The sequence below is a fragment of the Paenibacillus glacialis genome, from assembly GCF_001637205.1.
Classification (GTDB): Bacteria; Bacillota; Bacilli; order Paenibacillales; family Paenibacillaceae; genus Paenibacillus_AQ; species Paenibacillus_AQ glacialis.
Genome location: NZ_LVJH01000025.1, coordinates 34,044 through 50,314 on the forward strand (window position 1 = coordinate 34,044; position 16,271 = coordinate 50,314).

16 protein-coding genes and 1 pseudogene are annotated in these 16,271 nt (G+C 40.3%); 7 read left to right on the plus strand and 10 right to left on the minus strand.

Going from position 1 to position 16,271, the window contains the following annotated elements:
• Positions 1-37: 37 nt before the first annotated feature.
• From PGLA_RS14045 to PGLA_RS14070, 6 genes are all read right to left on the minus strand, one after another.
• The gene (locus tag PGLA_RS14045; RefSeq protein ID WP_068533737.1) at positions 38-493 is read right to left on the minus strand and encodes a MarR family winged helix-turn-helix transcriptional regulator; all 456 of its coding nucleotides are present in this window, start codon (positions 491-493) and stop codon (positions 38-40) included.
• A 398-nt stretch (positions 494-891) separates the two neighbouring features.
• Complete coding sequence (locus PGLA_RS14050) at positions 892-2,757, minus strand: FtsX-like permease family protein (RefSeq protein WP_068533739.1); 1,866 nt, start codon at positions 2,755-2,757, stop codon at positions 892-894.
• Entirely contained in the window at positions 2,732-3,502 is a 771-nt protein-coding gene (locus tag PGLA_RS14055) for an ABC transporter ATP-binding protein (RefSeq protein WP_161487906.1), read from the minus strand. The genes PGLA_RS14050 and PGLA_RS14055 overlap by 26 nt, the downstream gene beginning before the upstream one ends.
• Positions 3,503-3,595: 93 nt before the next feature.
• The gene (locus PGLA_RS14060) at positions 3,596-4,609 is read right to left on the minus strand and encodes a sensor histidine kinase (RefSeq protein WP_068533741.1); all 1,014 of its coding nucleotides are present in this window, start codon (positions 4,607-4,609) and stop codon (positions 3,596-3,598) included.
• Positions 4,606-5,319 carry a response regulator transcription factor gene (locus PGLA_RS14065; protein WP_068533743.1) on the minus strand — a complete coding sequence of 238 codons (714 nt, stop codon included), beginning with the start codon at positions 5,317-5,319 and terminating at the stop codon, positions 4,606-4,608. Before PGLA_RS14065 ends, PGLA_RS14060 begins: the two co-directional genes overlap by 4 nt.
• A gap of 176 nt (positions 5,320-5,495) precedes the next feature.
• Complete coding sequence (locus tag PGLA_RS14070) at positions 5,496-6,971, minus strand: protein adenylyltransferase SelO (RefSeq protein ID WP_068533745.1); 1,476 nt, start codon at positions 6,969-6,971, stop codon at positions 5,496-5,498.
• Positions 6,972-7,281: 310 nt separating this feature from the next.
• On the opposite strand from PGLA_RS14070, the gene PGLA_RS14075 reads away from it, so the two are divergent.
• From PGLA_RS14075 to PGLA_RS14095, 5 genes are all read left to right on the plus strand, one after another.
• Complete coding sequence (locus PGLA_RS14075; RefSeq protein WP_068533748.1) at positions 7,282-8,133, plus strand: leucine-rich repeat domain-containing protein; 852 nt, start codon at positions 7,282-7,284, stop codon at positions 8,131-8,133.
• Positions 8,134-8,207: 74 nt separating this feature from the next.
• A complete protein-coding gene (locus tag PGLA_RS14080; RefSeq protein WP_211269548.1) occupies positions 8,208-8,681 on the plus strand; it encodes a LytTR family DNA-binding domain-containing protein in 474 nt (157 codons plus the stop codon).
• Between the two features lie 14 nt (positions 8,682-8,695).
• Positions 8,696-9,124: a DUF3021 family protein gene (locus PGLA_RS14085; RefSeq protein ID WP_068533750.1), complete on the plus strand. Its 429-nt coding sequence runs from the start codon at positions 8,696-8,698 to the stop codon at positions 9,122-9,124.
• A 197-nt stretch (positions 9,125-9,321) separates the two neighbouring features.
• The gene (locus tag PGLA_RS14090; RefSeq protein ID WP_068533752.1) at positions 9,322-10,641 is read left to right on the plus strand and encodes an alpha/beta hydrolase family protein; all 1,320 of its coding nucleotides are present in this window, start codon (positions 9,322-9,324) and stop codon (positions 10,639-10,641) included.
• A 179-nt stretch (positions 10,642-10,820) separates the two neighbouring features.
• Positions 10,821-11,543 (plus strand): hypothetical protein, encoded by a 723-nt coding sequence (locus tag PGLA_RS14095; RefSeq protein WP_068533754.1) that lies wholly within the window; start codon positions 10,821-10,823, stop codon positions 11,541-11,543.
• A 13-nt stretch (positions 11,544-11,556) separates the two neighbouring features.
• Here PGLA_RS14095 and PGLA_RS14100 read toward each other — a convergent pair whose 3' ends face one another.
• The gene (locus tag PGLA_RS14100; RefSeq protein WP_068533756.1) at positions 11,557-12,498 is read right to left on the minus strand and encodes a helix-turn-helix transcriptional regulator; all 942 of its coding nucleotides are present in this window, start codon (positions 12,496-12,498) and stop codon (positions 11,557-11,559) included.
• A gap of 107 nt (positions 12,499-12,605) precedes the next feature.
• Here PGLA_RS14100 and PGLA_RS28025 point away from each other — a divergent pair, with 107 nt between their 5' ends.
• Complete coding sequence (locus tag PGLA_RS28025; RefSeq protein WP_068533758.1) at positions 12,606-12,899, plus strand: hypothetical protein; 294 nt, start codon at positions 12,606-12,608, stop codon at positions 12,897-12,899.
• Between the two features lie 208 nt (positions 12,900-13,107).
• On the opposite strand, the gene PGLA_RS14110 is transcribed toward PGLA_RS28025, so the two are convergent.
• The 3 genes from PGLA_RS14110 to PGLA_RS14120 all read right to left on the minus strand — a co-directional run bounded on the left by PGLA_RS14110 (position 13,108) and on the right by PGLA_RS14120 (position 15,534).
• The gene (locus PGLA_RS14110; protein ID WP_068533760.1) at positions 13,108-13,608 is read right to left on the minus strand and encodes a DinB family protein; all 501 of its coding nucleotides are present in this window, start codon (positions 13,606-13,608) and stop codon (positions 13,108-13,110) included.
• Between the two features lie 7 nt (positions 13,609-13,615).
• Positions 13,616-14,428, minus strand: coding sequence for an alpha/beta fold hydrolase (locus PGLA_RS14115; RefSeq protein ID WP_068533761.1), 813 nt, complete (start codon positions 14,426-14,428; stop codon positions 13,616-13,618).
• A gap of 557 nt (positions 14,429-14,985) precedes the next feature.
• On the minus strand, positions 14,986-15,534 hold the full coding sequence (locus tag PGLA_RS14120; protein ID WP_068533765.1) for a pyridoxamine 5'-phosphate oxidase family protein: 549 nt from the start codon (positions 15,532-15,534) through the stop codon (positions 14,986-14,988).
• Positions 15,535-15,752: 218 nt separating this feature from the next.
• On the opposite strand from PGLA_RS14120, the pseudogene PGLA_RS26845 reads away from it, so the two are divergent.
• Positions 15,753-15,969 (plus strand): annotated as a pseudogene (locus PGLA_RS26845) (GntR family transcriptional regulator); the annotation flags it as partial.
• Positions 15,970-16,271: the final 302 nt, after the last annotated feature.

A 16,271-nucleotide genomic window follows, 5' to 3' on the forward strand; every position in this document is an offset into this window, starting at 1 on the left:
ATATAGTATAGTTACTAAACTAAATGGCAAAAAAATTTTATTTTTGTAGAAAACCATTTAATTTTTCAATGCATTTCTCGAATATTTCAATTTCCTCTTGGCTTAACTCAGAACGAAGCTGATCGTAAAATTGGATATGCATCTCTTCGTGAGCCTTATAAGCCTCCTTCCCCTTTTCGGTAAGCGAAATCAAAATAGCTCTCGAATCATGTGGATATGACGAACGCATCACCAATTGTTTCGCCTCCAAACGTACGATAAGCTGCGAGACCGCGCCTTTCGTAACACCTAGGTGGGTGGCAAGCTCATTCATAAGAATGGCTCCCTCGTAACCAATCCCCTCGATCGTATGAATTTCACTTGGCGTTATAGATCCAGCATTTCCAAAGTTTTGAGGCTGGCGTTCGAGCCGTCTGAGTTGCAGAAACAATCGGCCAAGACTATGGCTTCCTTTATTCATAGGGTTAGATTGTAATCTATTGTTTTTATCCATAATTATAGTTTAGCATCTAAACTTATTGTTGTCAAAAAGACATACAATAATCAAATGATGATGTTTTTAGCTCAACCTCGAAATCAGTGCTTAGTTAAGCCGATTAGGATTATATTCTACTTACTCTGCTTTAATAGATTTAACATTGAATGAATTTGGCTACCGTGAAGAAATCTAAACTACGAAGAAGACTCCAATAAATCTTTTTAAGAGTCTTCTTCGTAGTTTGAGAACTTCGCCCTATTTGTAATACGGTTGATGACAAGAATCATCCTGCATTCCTTCGGATAGAAGTGATTTATCACAGCCTCATCCGTTTACTTGAGGTATGCACATAGTCCGGAACGTATGTTCCATTTAATTGACACCACCCCAAATAGAAAGCAATTTAAACCTGATTAAGTCTCTTCCAATAGACTTCTCAAATAGCGAGAACGAAGTAGCAGGAAGTATATGGACCACGCTACTAAAAAGAAAATCAAAATAATCAATGCGTAACTGCCTATGGAAACAGATATTAGTCTTTGTAGCATTTGCAGTGCAAATACTGAATGTAGTGTTGCGAGCAAGATCGGGATAAAGAAAAGGATCGAGAGCTGTACCGTGATAATCTTCTTCACCTCGCGGATAGTCATACCTATTTTCCGCAGGTTACGGTACTTCCCTTTTTCCTCCTGAACATCCGTATAAAAGCGGAAGTAAATAAAGCTTCCAGCTGCTATAAAAAACACGATGCTGATAAACGACCCCACAAAGAGAATTAATTTGTAAGTTAATTGCTCCGTCTGATACTCGTCCGGTGATGAACGATACTTAAACGCTGTTAAATCGGTTCCAATTTGGGCACTAATTTTTTCAGCTGCTGTCGATGCCTCCGTCCAATCCGGAACTGAATAACCATAATATACCCCTTTGTTTAATACAGAATCCTGTTTCTCGAAATCCGAATCATTCAATACATACAAATTTCCAAACGAACCCTCTGGAAATATGTTGTCTTGGACGGCACCGGTAAGCCGAAATGTATCGCTTCCCAAGTGTACTGTTTCATTCTCCTGGATTGTTATGCGGGTATTAGCTTTGTTCGTCCATCTGTTAACTTCAATGGCTTCTCCAGATTTTAACTGCAATGGTTCTCGGTTCAACAATTCTGCAAGACGATTGTAACCTTGAGTGGATAGTGCTGCGGTCTTGCTGTCGAACTCCAGAAACGGTACTGAGACTGTCCTATACGACAGCCCTTCTTTATCTAATTCAGAAGAAATGAGAGAAAGATTATTCTCACGCTGAACGTCTGAGGAATAGGAGGAATAATTGAACGGTATCGGGTAGCTCTTCGCGAATTCCTCGTCTATCGTCTGATAAATGGAAAAAAAAGCTGCCATTGTCGTGAATGATAACGCGCAGGTAATCGTGATAATAAACAATAATCGAGCGTTATCTTTCATACGATAAACCAAGTCTGAAATCCAAAGCAAGTTCGTTTTTCTGAAAAACAATGTTGGAAGGGATGTCAATCGCATTAAGGTAAACACACTAAACTGCGAATAGAACAGGTAGGTTCCTGCTGAAACCAGTATGGCGATTACGCCATAGCCAAAAGGGATATCCATTTCTAATACTACAATTATATAACCTGCCGCCATCAATATTAATCCTGCTATTGAGAGCCATATTGATGCTTTAGGTGGTTCTTTCGGTTTTCGATTCCCTTGAAGCAGTTCAATGATCTCCTTGGATCTCACTGCAAACGGAGCGAGCTTAGAAATCAAGACGAATATGCTTAGAAAGCAGGTAATTGTAAAAATAATGGCTTTCACTGGCATGTAAAATTCGAGTTCTGGAACTTCCAGAATCATCGAAGCAAACATTAAAAAATATTTCGATAAAAAAATTCCAGTGGTGATTCCCGTCACCATTGCTGCAAGTCCAATGATGATATTCTCCAATGAAATCAGTCGATTCAATTGCTTACGTGAAGCACCTAATATCGTCAGCAAACCAAATTCTCCTGATCGCATCTTCAAAAAAGTTCCCACTGAGTAAAGGATAAACAGCAAAGAAAATATGGATATCGCAACTTCCCCTGTAACCAGAACAGAATGAACGGGTCCAGATGTGATATTCTCTCCGATCATAGGATGAAATAGGTTCACAGCAAATAGGAAAAAGACCAATATGGAAAAGGTGCTGCTGAGAAAATAAGCCAAGTATGCTTTATAATTTCGTTGCACGTTTTTAATTGCGAATTGTAGAAACGTCACGAGAATCGCCTCCCATAAAGGACAACACATCCATAATGTTGCCATAGAAGTCGTTCTGATGTTCCCCACGATAAATCTCGTTATATATAGAACCATCTCGAATGAAAATAATTCGGTCGCAATAACTTGCAGCTGTTGGGTCGTGGGTAACCATTAACATCGTTGCTCCAATTTCACGATTAATATTGCGAAATAACTCCATTACATCACGAGATGATTTGGTGTCCAAGTTTCCAGTTGGTTCGTCCGCAAGTAGTAGTGCAGGTTCATGAATGATGGCTCTTGCAATGGCTGCGCGTTGGGCTTGCCCTCCAGATATTTCATAGGTACGCTTATCGAGAATGTCAGTAATACCTAGAATAGGAGCAATGGAATTTAAACGTCCCTTCATTTTCTTTACAGCTACTCCGTCCAGAGCTAATGGAAGGAAAATATTTTCCCGTACCGTCAGCGTATGCAATAAATTGAAGTCCTGAAACACAAATCCGAGTTCGCGGCGTCGAAACACGGCCAATTGCTCCGATGGCAGTTGATGTGGTTCTTTTCCATTGATGACAACCTCACCGGAGGTCGGATGGTCAATTGTCGAGATGACATTCAACAGCGTTGTCTTTCCACTCCCCGATGGACCCATAACCCCAACAAATTGACCTTTCGGTAGGATAAAATCGACATGTCTCAACGCCTGATAAGAAACTTTCCCATCATATATTTTTGATACCTTACTGATTTCCAGCATATTCATGCGTGTTTTCGCTCCTTTCTTTCCTTACTCTTAGGGTATAAGAAAGGAAGGGATGTCGCTATCGTTCTAAATAACATCAACATTACATATCTGTCACTTTGTCAACTCAGGATGATAGGATGCTGAAAAACAAATTTTGACCTCCGTTCCCACTCCTAAAGATGACTGGATCGAAACCCTGTGACAGAGCTCATCACAAATTTTCCGAACGAGATATAAACCGATGCCCGTGGATTCACCAAATTTGCGTCCGTTGGCACCCGTAAAATACAAATCAAATACTCTAGGAAGGTCTTGAGGGGAGATGCCTACGCCTTCATCTTTCACGGTCAATGTAATATAATCTCCCTGTCGACCCGCAAATATCCTTATATGTCGGTTTCCACCATCAGAATAACGGATGGCATTGGTAAGCAACTGCGTCAGTACAAACTTCAACCATTTGCGATCCGAAAGTACGGTGGCATCCCCATGCACATCGGCTGAGGGGAATAAATGATGGTGAATAAAGTGGCTCTTTAAGTCGTTAATGACTTCATACACCAATGGCTCTATGGATACAGTTTGAATATAGAAATCCTGTCGGAAAGAGGACATTCTTGACAGTGTCAGAATCATATTCAACTGGTACTCCATACGGACGATTTCAACTTGCATTTCCTCCGACCCATCCGAGTCCTCACGATCCTGAACAATCAGGTGCAAAGCGGAAAGCGGTGTTTTGAGCAAATGGACAAAACGGTTCATAAAATCAATCTGCTCCTGTTTTTCCTGTATGGATCTTTCTTTTTCGCTCTGCAATAACTGATATTGTCGGGTGAGCCCTTCCTTGAAAGTGCGAAGCAACGGTGAAATAACGTCCATTTGCAAGAAAGCCTTTACATCCTTCCAGTCGGAAATATTGCTTAACCATTTATAGCAACTGCGCCCAACTATATAACGATATGTAAGATAGATGATTAGCATGAATAGACTCACTAGAAAGAGATAGACTATATTGCCTTCAACCATCTCTACATCCAACCAACGAAAAGTTGAATATAAAAATATAAACTGCATGATATGAAGTACGATAAAGGATGTATTCTCCTTAACGAATAATTTCATTCTTTGTCCACCTCGTTCCAAGATACGTTCAGACGGTAGCCTAAGCCCTTGACGGTTTCGATGGCATTCTCTATCCCGAGTTCTGTGAACTTCTTGCGTAACCGAGCTACATTGACATTCAACGTATTCTCGTTGATGAATTCTTTTTCGTCCCACATCTGTTCAAATATTTTCTCCCGCTTTACCGTACGTGGATACTTGTTAATGAGCAGGTCAAGAAGATCACCTTCTTTTTTCATAAGCGATATTCTCTGCTGTCCGTAATGTAGTTCTGGACGTTCTGGAAAAAATGTCATGCCATAAAAATGAACTTCTCGTTCCGTATCCGTAGCTGCGATTGATAATTCCCCATACGAACGGCGGATTTGACTTTTCACTTTGGCAACGATGACATCATAGTAAAAAGGTTTGGTTACAAAGTCATCTCCACCATACTCCATTGCCATCACCTGATCCAATTCTCCTGTTCGAGCAGAAATAAAAATAATGGGACAAGATGAAATTTTTCGTATTTGTTTGCACCAATAGTATCCGTCAAATTTAGGTAGGTTCACATCCAGCAAGACAAGGTGAGGCATGATTTGTTCAAAGGCTTGATCTATGGCATCAAACTGATGTGTCACAATGGGTTCATATCCGTATTTATCCAAATGACTAGATAAAAGTTCGGCAATTCGCTGATCATCTTCTACAATGAGAATCCGGTACATAAATCCTCCCTCTACACACTTAGGTCATTATAAATCCATACAAATTGCAGGTTATTCACTACCATTATAACTGTTATAATAGAAAAAAAACGACATCTCTGCCGTTCATTCTCTGCTATGGTGAAGAGTAGGGTATTTTACCGCCCAGAACATTAACTACTACCTATATCTCTATATCACGTCCCACAAAAAGTTCGGTAAGGAAGAGCTGATTCTACAGGTGGCGTAGCGTAAACAGCCTGTTCTGGTGTGTGTGCATAGGGATTCGAAAGAACCCCAAGTAGCTGCTCCATCACACTGTAATCTCCGTCTTCCACTGCCACTTCTAGCGCTTCTTCTACCCGATGATTTCGAGGAATAATCGCAGGGTTGCTGTTTCGCATCAACTCATGTGATGCGTCTTTCGATTCCTCTTGCCGCTCTAGTCTCGCCTGCCACAACGTATGCCACTCCGTAAACTCAGGGGTGCCAGACAGAACCGTATCCTCCACCGTATTAAATGTTAAGGCAAGGAAGGTATTCGTATAGTCCACATGATACTTATGCATCAGACTCAGGAGTTCTTTGATAAGGGACTCATCCTCTTCCTCTTCGTTAAATATTCCAAGCTTCGCTCTCATGCCCGCAATCCAAGTATCATAATACAACGTAGCATATTCTTCTAACGCACCCTGAGCCAGTTCGACCGCTTCAGATTGATCCTCATGAAGTAATGGCACAATAGCTTCCGCAAATCGTGTAAGATTCCAACCACCAATATTCGGCTGATTGCCATAGGCATAGCGACCTTGTCTATCAATGGAACTAAACACCTGTGCAGGATCATAGATATCCATAAATGCGCAAGGACCATAATCAATCGTCTCTCCACCAATAGCCATATTATCGGTATTCATAACCCCATGAATAAATCCCACCAGTTGCCATTTGGCAATCAGCATCGCCTGACGCTTAATGACTTCCTGAAGTAAATGAAGATAACGGTCCTGCCCCTCTTCCACATCTGGAAAATGTCGTTGTAATGTATATTCCGCAAGAACCCGAATATCCTCAACAGTTCCCCATTGTGAGACATATTCAAACGTACCTACGCGCAAATGGCTCGCGGCTATACGAGTAAGAATAGCCCCTGGCAAGTCATTCTCACGGATGACAGATTCACCCGTTGTCACCACTGCTAGGCTACGAGTCGTAGGAATACCAAGCGCATGCATCGCTTCACTAATGATGTATTCGCGTAGCATTGGTCCAAGTGACGCTCGGCCATCACCTCCGCGAGAGTATGGCGTTCGACCCGCTCCCTTGAGTTGTATGTCCAAGCGCTCACCTTGAGGCGTGATATGCTCACCAAGTAGAACAGCACGCCCATCCCCTAACATCGTGAAATTCCCAAATTGATGCCCTGCGTACGCCTGAGCAAGAGGTGAAGCATTCTCAGGAATTTTATTTCCCGCGAACACAGCTACGCCTTCTTCACTTTGCAATGCCTCGATGCTTAACGCCAAAGATGTTGCCAACTTCTCATTGAGAATAACGAGCTGTGGCGATCTTACAGGCGTCGGGTTAACACGACTAGAAAATAATTGTGGTAGACGAGCATAACTATTATCAAAGTTCCAACCTGCTTCTAATCTTTCATCCCTCTTTGTCATCACATAACCTTCTCTTCGTTATTTTTTTGAATACTATGTATACATCAAATAGAGATCATATTTTCACTGTATTTAAGTAATCCCATATCTACATATAGAAGCCCTTAATAGGGTATACTTCTTCCCATTTATTATACTCTTAATATGAAACACATAAATTTCACACTCTAATTAGAGTGGATTCAGCTCTTCCAAAAAGATCTACCGTATGCCAACATACAGATAATATATCATCATCCTGCTATATTTTAACGTAGCACTTTAGATTTACTCTGCGGAGAATACTGAATTTCAAAAGGAGCGGAATTTCATGAGATATAATTTTGACGGAAAAGGATTAACAGAAACACCAGAGGTCGTATTTGAGACCAAAAACCTCATAGAGTTAAGTATGTATAACAACCGTATTAAGGAAATTCCAGAAAGGCTCTTCTTTCATGACGAATTAGAAGTATTAAATTATGCAGGCAATGATATTGAGATCATATCTGAGGCGATCGAACGTTTAATCCATTTAAGAATGCTAGATTTAGGTCATAATAAACTAAAGATTTTGCCTGAGGGGATTGGAAAGCTACACGGATTGGATTCGTTTCTATATCTGAGTAATAACCAGTTTGAACATCTTCCGGAGCAGCTGTGCGCTCTTCAACAACTTAAATATTTAAACGCAACAGATAATAAATTAAAAAAATTGCCTTCCAATATAGATGATATGAAAAGTCTTATTGAATTACGATTATATAATAATCAACTTGAGAACCTGCCTGATTCGATAACACATATAATAGGTTTAAGAGAAATTCATCTCTATGGTAACCAATTAATTCGCTTGCCAGAAAACTTGGGAGCTCTAGAAGAACTACGAATACTCGATTTAAGTGATAATAAATTAACAGGGCTTCCTACATCCATCGGTAAACTGAAAAAGTTAAGACGGATAAACCTTAGAAAAAACAAAATAAATGAACTTCCTGAAGAAATAGGTGGATTAGATAACCTTGTCGAGCTGGATTTGAGAGATAATGATATACAAGAAATCCCAAATTCCATTCTAAACCTTGAACGTTTGGAGAAACTTGATCTGAGATGGAATCACAACTTGAAAATAACGAAAACGTTAGAGTTATTAGAGAAAAAGGGATGTATTGTTTATAAATAAACTCGACACCAATGTGATTTAACATACCCTAGCTAACCCTCGGATAATGCGATCAAAACTGCACTTCATACGAAATGAAATACCGATTATTTGATAAAGTGGGTGAGAATATCAAAGTTTCGATAGAAGAAATAAGTAAAGAACAAGAAGAAGAAATTCTAATCAGGTGCCATGAGGTGGATGACAACATACACGAAATCGTAAACAAGCTGAAGTCAGACCCCCTCATTATGCTCGGATATCATCATGACATTGTTCACCGTATACAACTTAGCGATATCTATTATTTTGAGGCTGTTGACGGAAAAGTTTTTATTTACTGCAAGGATAGTGTATATGAGGTCAAACAGAAGCTTTATGAGTTAGAGGAATTATGCAAAGAAATGAAATATTTTCGATCATCCAAATCAACTGTTCTGAACATAGCTAAAATTTCATTTATTCATCCTTCAATAAGTGGCAGATTCGAAGCCGTGCTGGATAACGGAGAGCGTATTGTTATATCAAGGCAGTATGTACCTGTGCTTAAACAAATGCTTGGATTGTAAAAGGAGGGAACAATATGAGGTTATCTGAATTTGTAAAAAGTATGATTAAAGATTTCTTAATCATCTTTGCATCCATCATCATTATTATTACTTTTTTACGACAAATCTTTTATCCCGATCTCGCTTTTGATTTGAAGTCAATCTATATCCTAATGGTATTTTCACTTGTGGGTGCTTTAACAGGATTTATATTATATTCTCCAAATGATATAAGTGAGAAAAACATGCGTGTAAGGATTATCATTCATTTTTTTGCGTTGGAGATTATATTAATTTCACTTGGCAGTGTAGTTGGTATTGTGACTACAGCATTAAGTGTAATCATTTTTGCATTGGAAATCGCCGTAATCTATGTCATTGTACGTCTACTATCATGGCAAAATGATAAAAAAGAAGCCCATCAGATCAACGAAAAACTGAAAGAATTTAATAAGGATATTTGAGTAATCACGAAGTAACAATCGTCTGCAAAAGATTATTTAGCGGTAAACTTTTATAGCTTATCGTTCTTTTTTTGCAACTTATTTGCCTGTAGATACAGCTTATTGTTTTTCTATATACATCCTCTATGCCTTTTTTTATGATGAAATTATAAAAGATCATAAAAGTTAATCGTCAGAAAGGGAATGGTGTAACTACTATGGGAACATTAATATTATTCATCGCTTTGATTATCGAGATTTCTTTTGCAACATACTGCATTGTTACTAAGAACAACCATAACAAAGTCAGGAATTGGGCAAGGATTGCTATATTTATAGCATTTGTAATCCTTACACTTTCATCGGTTATCGTGTGGAGTTTCCGTTGGTTCTTGCTTGCAATACTGCTCCTCATCCTAGCGATAATCGCATCCGTCTCACTTATCCGTAACAAAGTAAATGCGAAAGAATACAAAACATCTCGCATGATCAAACAAGCAATCATGATGACATTTATACTGGTATTTGTACTTTCACCTGTACTTATTTTTCCGCAGTACACAATGCCAAAAGTTACGGGCGAATATGAAGTCGCAACAGCAACTTATACATTCACAGACGAGAACCGTATTGAACAATTTACCGACACCGGTAACAACAGATTTGTTAACGTAGAATTTTCGTATCCGGACAATGCTGATGGAACCTATCCCCTATTGGTATTCTCACACGGGGCATACGGTATTGCCTCAAGTAACAGCTCTACTTATACGGAGCTTGCAAGCCACGGTTACGTGGTCGCTTCCATCGATCATCCCTATCATTCCTTTTATACCGTTTCAGATGATGGGAAGGATGTTATGGTCAGTACAGAATATTTCCGAGAATTCAGCAATACTAATAAAGAGGGCATTTATACGGCGGAGGAAACCTACGGGTTAAGACAAGAATGGATGAAGCTTCGAACAGACGATATGAATTTTGTAATAGATACGATACTTACACAATCTGAAAGTAACAGTAACACCATGTATCAGCTAATCAATACGGATAAAATAGGTGTGTTTGGCCACTCCATGGGCGGTGCAGCAAGTGTGTGGCTAGGTCGAGAGCGTGATGATGTAAGTGCCGTTGTAAATATTGATGCTCCGTTGTTTAGTGAGCTTAGGTACAATAAAGAAATCGATGCTTTTGTTCCCAGTGGCGAAGCCTACACCACTCCACTTCTGAATATCTATTCAGACGATGTTTGGCGGCAGCTAGATACCATTTCCACTTATGCGGCAAACAAAGCCATTGAAAAAAACGCCATTGAGTCATATGACGTTCATTTTCAAGGTGCCAAGCATTTAAGCCTAACAGATTTACCACTGTTCTCTCCTGTACTTGCAAATATACTTCAAGAAGGGAAAGCAGACATTGATACCTATTACTGTATTGAAACCCAAAATAAAATTATCCTTGAGTTCTTTGATTATGCATTAAAGGGCATCGGTAGTTTCACGTCCGAAGGAACGTATGGATCATCGAATATATAACATAAACAATACTTTATGACCTAGATGAAATAAACCATGGACATTTGTGTGAAAAGGTTCAGATTTCGATAGGAAATTCGACGCTGTATGTCAATTATGAGTGGTTAGGCTAACTAGAATATCAGTAAATTATGCATATAATTCAACCAAACCGTAAAAAGTAGGTGTTGAGGTGATTTATGCGAAGAATCATATTACTGTTAGTTACTGTACTCATCTATTTGGCCCCTGTTGCTTATGCTTATCCAGATGAAGATGGAGCTGTAGAAGTGGAACCATTCACGTGGGATAAACAATACGTTGAACAACTACAACACGTGAATATCCCTGTTTATGTTCCGTCGTATATAGCTACATCTGAATTCCATCGGACACTTGGTCGTTTGACGTTAAGCAAACTTGAAGTGTGTAAAGATCACTATTTACTTCAAATTTCACGTCAAAGAGCCCGGAAAGGTAATAATAACAGGTTTCCTTTCGACGTAATGACCATGTCAGCTGGCACACTTCCTGACTATCGAAAACAACCCTTCGCAACATTCGAAATGTTCCATAAACCAGAAGGCACAACTACCTTTAATGGACATGATGTAGATTATTTTACTGATAAAACATCATTTATTTGGAAGAGTAACGGGTGGGAATACCTCGTATGGGCAAAGAATACAAACAATGCGATTAATATTATGAAGCAGGTTATGGCTACGATACCAAAGGGCGAAAATCCTGTTCAAGATGCAATAAAAGGACAATTTACAGCGTTTGATACAGATGCCGGTGTTCAATCAGATGCTGCTTGGTCTTATGACAATGGGGCAACATGGTATATCGTGACTGGGCGAACTACACCAGAGCAATTAGTAAAAGTTCTACGATCTATGGTTAAATTAGATACCAAATAACACCTTATATTCATTAGTAATAAGCCAACAACTCAGTAAGCCTGCTTCGGATTGAATCCCTCAATTCCGCTGGCTCCTGCAGAATGGCCTCATTCCCAAGGGCAATGAAAAACTCAGTAAGAAAAGGAATGTCACCACGGGACACATCCGTATCGATCAGGCCGCTTCCGTCTTCATAGACGACCAGCATTGGACCAAGCCACAGTTCGGCTTCACACCGTTGGACACCGGCTCGACTCAACTCTGCGCAAAGGTGAATGGGCTCCCTCGGCTTGGCTGCTTCCCGCCGGCTAAGGCGGATGTCGCCCAGATCGAGCGGCTCCATACCGGTCACGTCATATACAGCCTCACTAATACGGTCGCACCGGAATACGCGGAAACCATGGCGCAGGAAGCAGTAACCTGTACAATACCAGAAACCATTGTTCGCATAGATACCTACAGGCTGGATCTGCCGATTGCTCGTTCCTTCATCCTTAGACTTGTACTTAATGACAAGCACCTTTCGATGAATCGCGGCATCAAGAAGAATGGATAAGCAGGGAGCATCGCCCCGCCTGGTCGGCGTAATGAAGTCGACCCGATCCTTCATGCTATCGATCCGGTCGCGAACGTCCCCGGGCATATGGAGATAGAACTTGCTTAGCGCAGAAGCGGATTCTGCTTCGAATGGCAGCGAGGAATAATGGCGCAAGGCATGAACCGCAAAAAACATTGCCACGGCCTCACCCTCCGTGAATGCGATCGGAGGCAGCACCCTCTCCCTTATCACCTGATAGCCCCCATGCGGCCCTACTTCTGAGTAGAGCGGCACCCCCAGCTCGCTCAATTCCTGCAAATCCCTCAAAATCGTGCGCTTTGAGACGCCGAATTGGTCTGCAAGCTCCTGAACCTTGAACCGCCGTTTACGGTTAACCGTCATCATTAACTCCATAAGCCGTTTCGATTTGGACATCCCGACCATCCCTCTTTTTTAAATATATGAGTTCATGACAATTATTGTCACAATTATTTCTTATGATGAACTAGAAAGCAACACTAAATTATTAGGAGTGATCGACGATGCGTAAATATAGCGCGCTCCATTGCTTCATGCAGGAGTTGTTTATTGGATCGCTTGCAAATGCTCATCAAGACAATCAAGTATTTCCGTATATCCTCGCTCTATCCCCATATCCAAGACCTCCTGAAGCGCTTCAGCTGAATCATACTCTGCATGCTTTACAAATTTCGTTTTACCTTCGTGCTCTTCTAAACGATCTTCTCTGCCTCAACGATCTCTTGATAGACCGCTTTTCCCTTTCCATGAGAAATATTCCTCATACGCTTTCCTATCTCACTAAAGATCACTGTTGATTATGGAGAAAACCCGACCCTAGGCACTCATCGGCTTCCACAGAAAGTTCGACGCAAATCCTCAACCCACTTTTAGCGTTCGCATAGAAGTGCATAGAGGTTTCTATGGCGTTGTTTATCCAGAAGACAGAAAAAAGGTATAACCTCCTCATTTTTCTTAAGTGGTTATACCTTTTTTGGCAAAGAGACTTTTTCAGTGGTTTCACTTTCACAGTGGTGGCTTTTCTACTCCCATTTGCATCCAAATTTCCTTCGAAGGATCATATACCGCAGGTATACGCAACCCCGCTTGACGCATAAGAACGGTAACCTGTCCTCTATGATGAGCAATGTGGTTCATCAATCCCATAAAGATGGTAGCATTCGATTCCTGTCGGCCGAAGGAATTTTGTATTTGTTTTAAAGCATCATCCGTCCATTGTTGTTCAACAGCTTTAACTACATCAGAGCTTATATTTTTAAAGGTCTCAGCGATTTTTTTTGCAGATGGTACTTCATCTGAATGTTGTACCTGATCGATCACAAGTCCAAATTCAGTCAAGTAATCAGGGATATTCGTTACAAAATGCCACGCAATTCTTCCTAAAGTGCGACCTTCGGGATATACTTGCTGCTGTAATGATTCATCTGTTAAACTGTCTAAAACTTTTTGAGTTAATACAGCTTCATTCTTCCATTCTGTGATAAAATCCGAAATCGTTATATACATAATTCGTTCATCCCTTCTTGAGAAACTCGTTCACTACTTGATAAAAACCGTTTAAATCATCGGAGTGGATGCCGTGTCCGCATTCTTCGAAAACGACAAGTTTTGTGTTTGGCCTTCTTGCTTCCATCCGTTCCGCCTGGGCTAAGTCAAGAAAGATACTTTTTCTTCCATGAATCAGCAAAATAGGACATTTGGAAGATAACCAATCTTCCCACCAATCTCCATCTACATGCGAAGCAGTTACTTTCAACCCTTCCATATCGGTGCAAAACCCCCAGCCTTTTTCATCCTCAAACACGCTTTCTGAAAAATAATCTATCGCACGAATACCTGCACTTTTCAGAGAATCTCTCAGTTCTTTTAATGAAGCTGATCGAAACGGAAGTTTGTCGACAAAGGAAACGTCGTCAATAATTTCCGCACCGATATCCTCAACAATAACAACCTTGACTAATTCAGGATAACGAGCCGCGAACTGATAAGCGTTTAGTCCGCCTAATGAATGCCCCAATATCGTTACAGGTTGTCCACCAAGTTCTGTTTGAATTAGGTTTAGAATATCCATTACATAATAATCTCTTGAGTATTCCTTTTCATGAGAATGCTCACTCCAACCATGACCGCGTTGATCTAAACAAATCACCCGCCAGTCATTAAATTTAGCTGCTAAATCTGAAAATGTTCTTGCATTAGCCATGGACCCATGAAGCATAACAAGTACTTGATCGCTTTCTCCACCAAAGTCAAGGTAGGAAAGCTGAAGGTCTCCTGATTTAAAATATTTTCTCGTTGCTGCAATTCCATTGTGAGAATTCAACATCTGTTTTCCCTCCATTATAAAATAGGATTTAAGATTAACGTACCTGGCTCAATCATAATCGCTAATAGTGACAAGGATTGTCATAGTTATGCTTTTTATTTTTTGACACATCCTTTAGTGTCATTGGACGCTTCTGCTCGCCCTTTTCGGTGAGCTCATTTCGCTTGACGCGCTAGTGGCATCAAAGCAGATAAAATGGAGAATGCCGTTTATTCCATCTTGAATAATTACTTCATTGAAAGGCATTAAATGGCCGGACACCACAAACGAATATATAGACAAAGCCAGAACAACAATACCGAAACCAAACTACAATTAATACCGAAAAAATGCCCTAAAACTACATTACATAGTCATAGGGCATTCACTCTAAATTTTAATGGAATAAGAAATTATCAAATAGTTCCCACCTATACCCCTATGACCGCCATATCATCCGAAATGGAGCACAGTCTTCACATTTTGGATGCTCTTTCGGCATGGCTAGGTAAGCAGAGACCGCGTGTGCTGCCGAAAAGCGGTATCGGCGTAATGCAAGTCGTAACGGTATCTTGTCATTATTTCTCTCGTCCGACATTCATGTCCGTTCTATACATTTTTTCTGCTTCAATAGGACTTTCTTTTGCCGTCACATGGTGGGGAATTACCCGGCATACTTGAACCGGTCCACCGAATACAGCCGACCTATACTTGTCCACATGCTGCTTGGGCAAGGGGCGGTTATAATACCCGGGTACATATTTATTGATCATTTCCTGAAGGATATGAGTTGCTTCGTCCAAATCTGTGATCGGCTCTGCTTGTCCAAATATCATTACGCTCATATAAGCCGTATCCGTTTTGGCAGGTACCGGATTCGTGATGGTTCCGTATTCTTCACATACCGTAAAACATACCTCTGGATTTTCACTCATGACCTGATTACGTCTTCCATCTCCAGCCCCGTGAAAATAGAGCTTCCCCTCAATCCATACATAATTAAGCGGTACAACATAAGGGAGAATCCCATCAACCAACCCAAGATACCCAATTCTCGCTTGATGAAGGAAACTTTCAATTTTCTCATGATCCTGGCATTCCCTAATCTTGTAACGAACCGAATCCATTTCGAAATCTCTCCTTTCACTCATAAGATATTCATCCCACTCCAATTGTCCTAACTCCGATAGTCTTCTAGAGTGCGGCAACGACCAGATTGCAAATACCAGCGTTATTACGGTAGTATATCAATGAGTGGATTGCGTTAAAACATCCAAACATCACATTTATAAACAATCCATAATCAATATTTTAGGGTTGGAGCTTCTATTTGGAGGTGTGTACGATGATGAAAGTCATTCGTAATGATAAGAGACCGATCTGGCAGCAATTGCTTGATCAAGCGATTCATAATATTACAAGCGGAATCTGGACGCCAGGAAAATTGCTGATTCCTTCCCGCGAACTTGCTCACATGGTAGGTGTCTCTCGCTCAACTATACAGATTCGTCTATGAGGAATTGCTAAGTCGAGGCTATACGGTCACATCTCGCCGAGGAGGACTGTCTTCGTGCAAGAGAATTGACATATAAAAAATAACCGACACTTAGTTCGAAGTCGTTCTAATATTATTTTTCTTGGGTTAATGTTATTATACTGATGTAAGTTATTTTACTTTTAAATATTAAGGAGGAATACCTGGTGAAAAAGAAGTCGATTAAATATTTGTCTTTTGGTATTGGGTATTCTACTGCTGTTTTTTTCTAGAATTGATTATTGATAGGAAAGGTCTGTCAAAAATTAAGAGAAACTAAAAAACAGTGGAAATATATAACATATCCATAGTTATGTATTTTCTATTTAA

Bases quoted from the DNA above. Each gene is read 5' to 3' on its own strand.
- PGLA_RS14045 (WP_068533737.1), bottom strand. From the start codon at position 493: ATGGATAAAAACAATAGATTACAATCTAACCCTATGAATAAAGGAAGC.
- PGLA_RS14055 (WP_161487906.1), bottom strand. From the start codon at position 3,502: ATGAATATGCTGGAAATCAGTAAGGTATCAAAAATATATGATGGGAAA.
- PGLA_RS14060 (WP_068533741.1), bottom strand. From the start codon at position 4,609: ATGAAATTATTCGTTAAGGAGAATACATCCTTTATCGTACTTCATATC.
- PGLA_RS14065 (WP_068533743.1), bottom strand. From the start codon at position 5,319: ATGTACCGGATTCTCATTGTAGAAGATGATCAGCGAATTGCCGAACTT.
- PGLA_RS14070 (WP_068533745.1), bottom strand. From the start codon at position 6,971: ATGACAAAGAGGGATGAAAGATTAGAAGCAGGTTGGAACTTTGATAAT.
- PGLA_RS14075 (WP_068533748.1), top strand. From the start codon at position 7,282: ATGAGATATAATTTTGACGGAAAAGGATTAACAGAAACACCAGAGGTC.
- PGLA_RS14080 (WP_211269548.1), top strand. From the start codon at position 8,208: ATGAAATACCGATTATTTGATAAAGTGGGTGAGAATATCAAAGTTTCG.
- PGLA_RS14085 (WP_068533750.1), top strand. From the start codon at position 8,696: ATGAGGTTATCTGAATTTGTAAAAAGTATGATTAAAGATTTCTTAATC.
- PGLA_RS14090 (WP_068533752.1), top strand. From the start codon at position 9,322: ATGGGAACATTAATATTATTCATCGCTTTGATTATCGAGATTTCTTTT.
- PGLA_RS14095 (WP_068533754.1), top strand. From the start codon at position 10,821: ATGCGAAGAATCATATTACTGTTAGTTACTGTACTCATCTATTTGGCC.
- PGLA_RS14100 (WP_068533756.1), bottom strand. From the start codon at position 12,498: ATGTCCAAATCGAAACGGCTTATGGAGTTAATGATGACGGTTAACCGT.
- PGLA_RS28025 (WP_068533758.1), top strand. From the start codon at position 12,606: ATGCGTAAATATAGCGCGCTCCATTGCTTCATGCAGGAGTTGTTTATT.
- PGLA_RS14110 (WP_068533760.1), bottom strand. From the start codon at position 13,608: ATGTATATAACGATTTCGGATTTTATCACAGAATGGAAGAATGAAGCT.
- PGLA_RS14115 (WP_068533761.1), bottom strand. From the start codon at position 14,428: ATGTTGAATTCTCACAATGGAATTGCAGCAACGAGAAAATATTTTAAA.
- PGLA_RS14120 (WP_068533765.1), bottom strand. From the start codon at position 15,534: ATGGATTCGGTTCGTTACAAGATTAGGGAATGCCAGGATCATGAGAAA.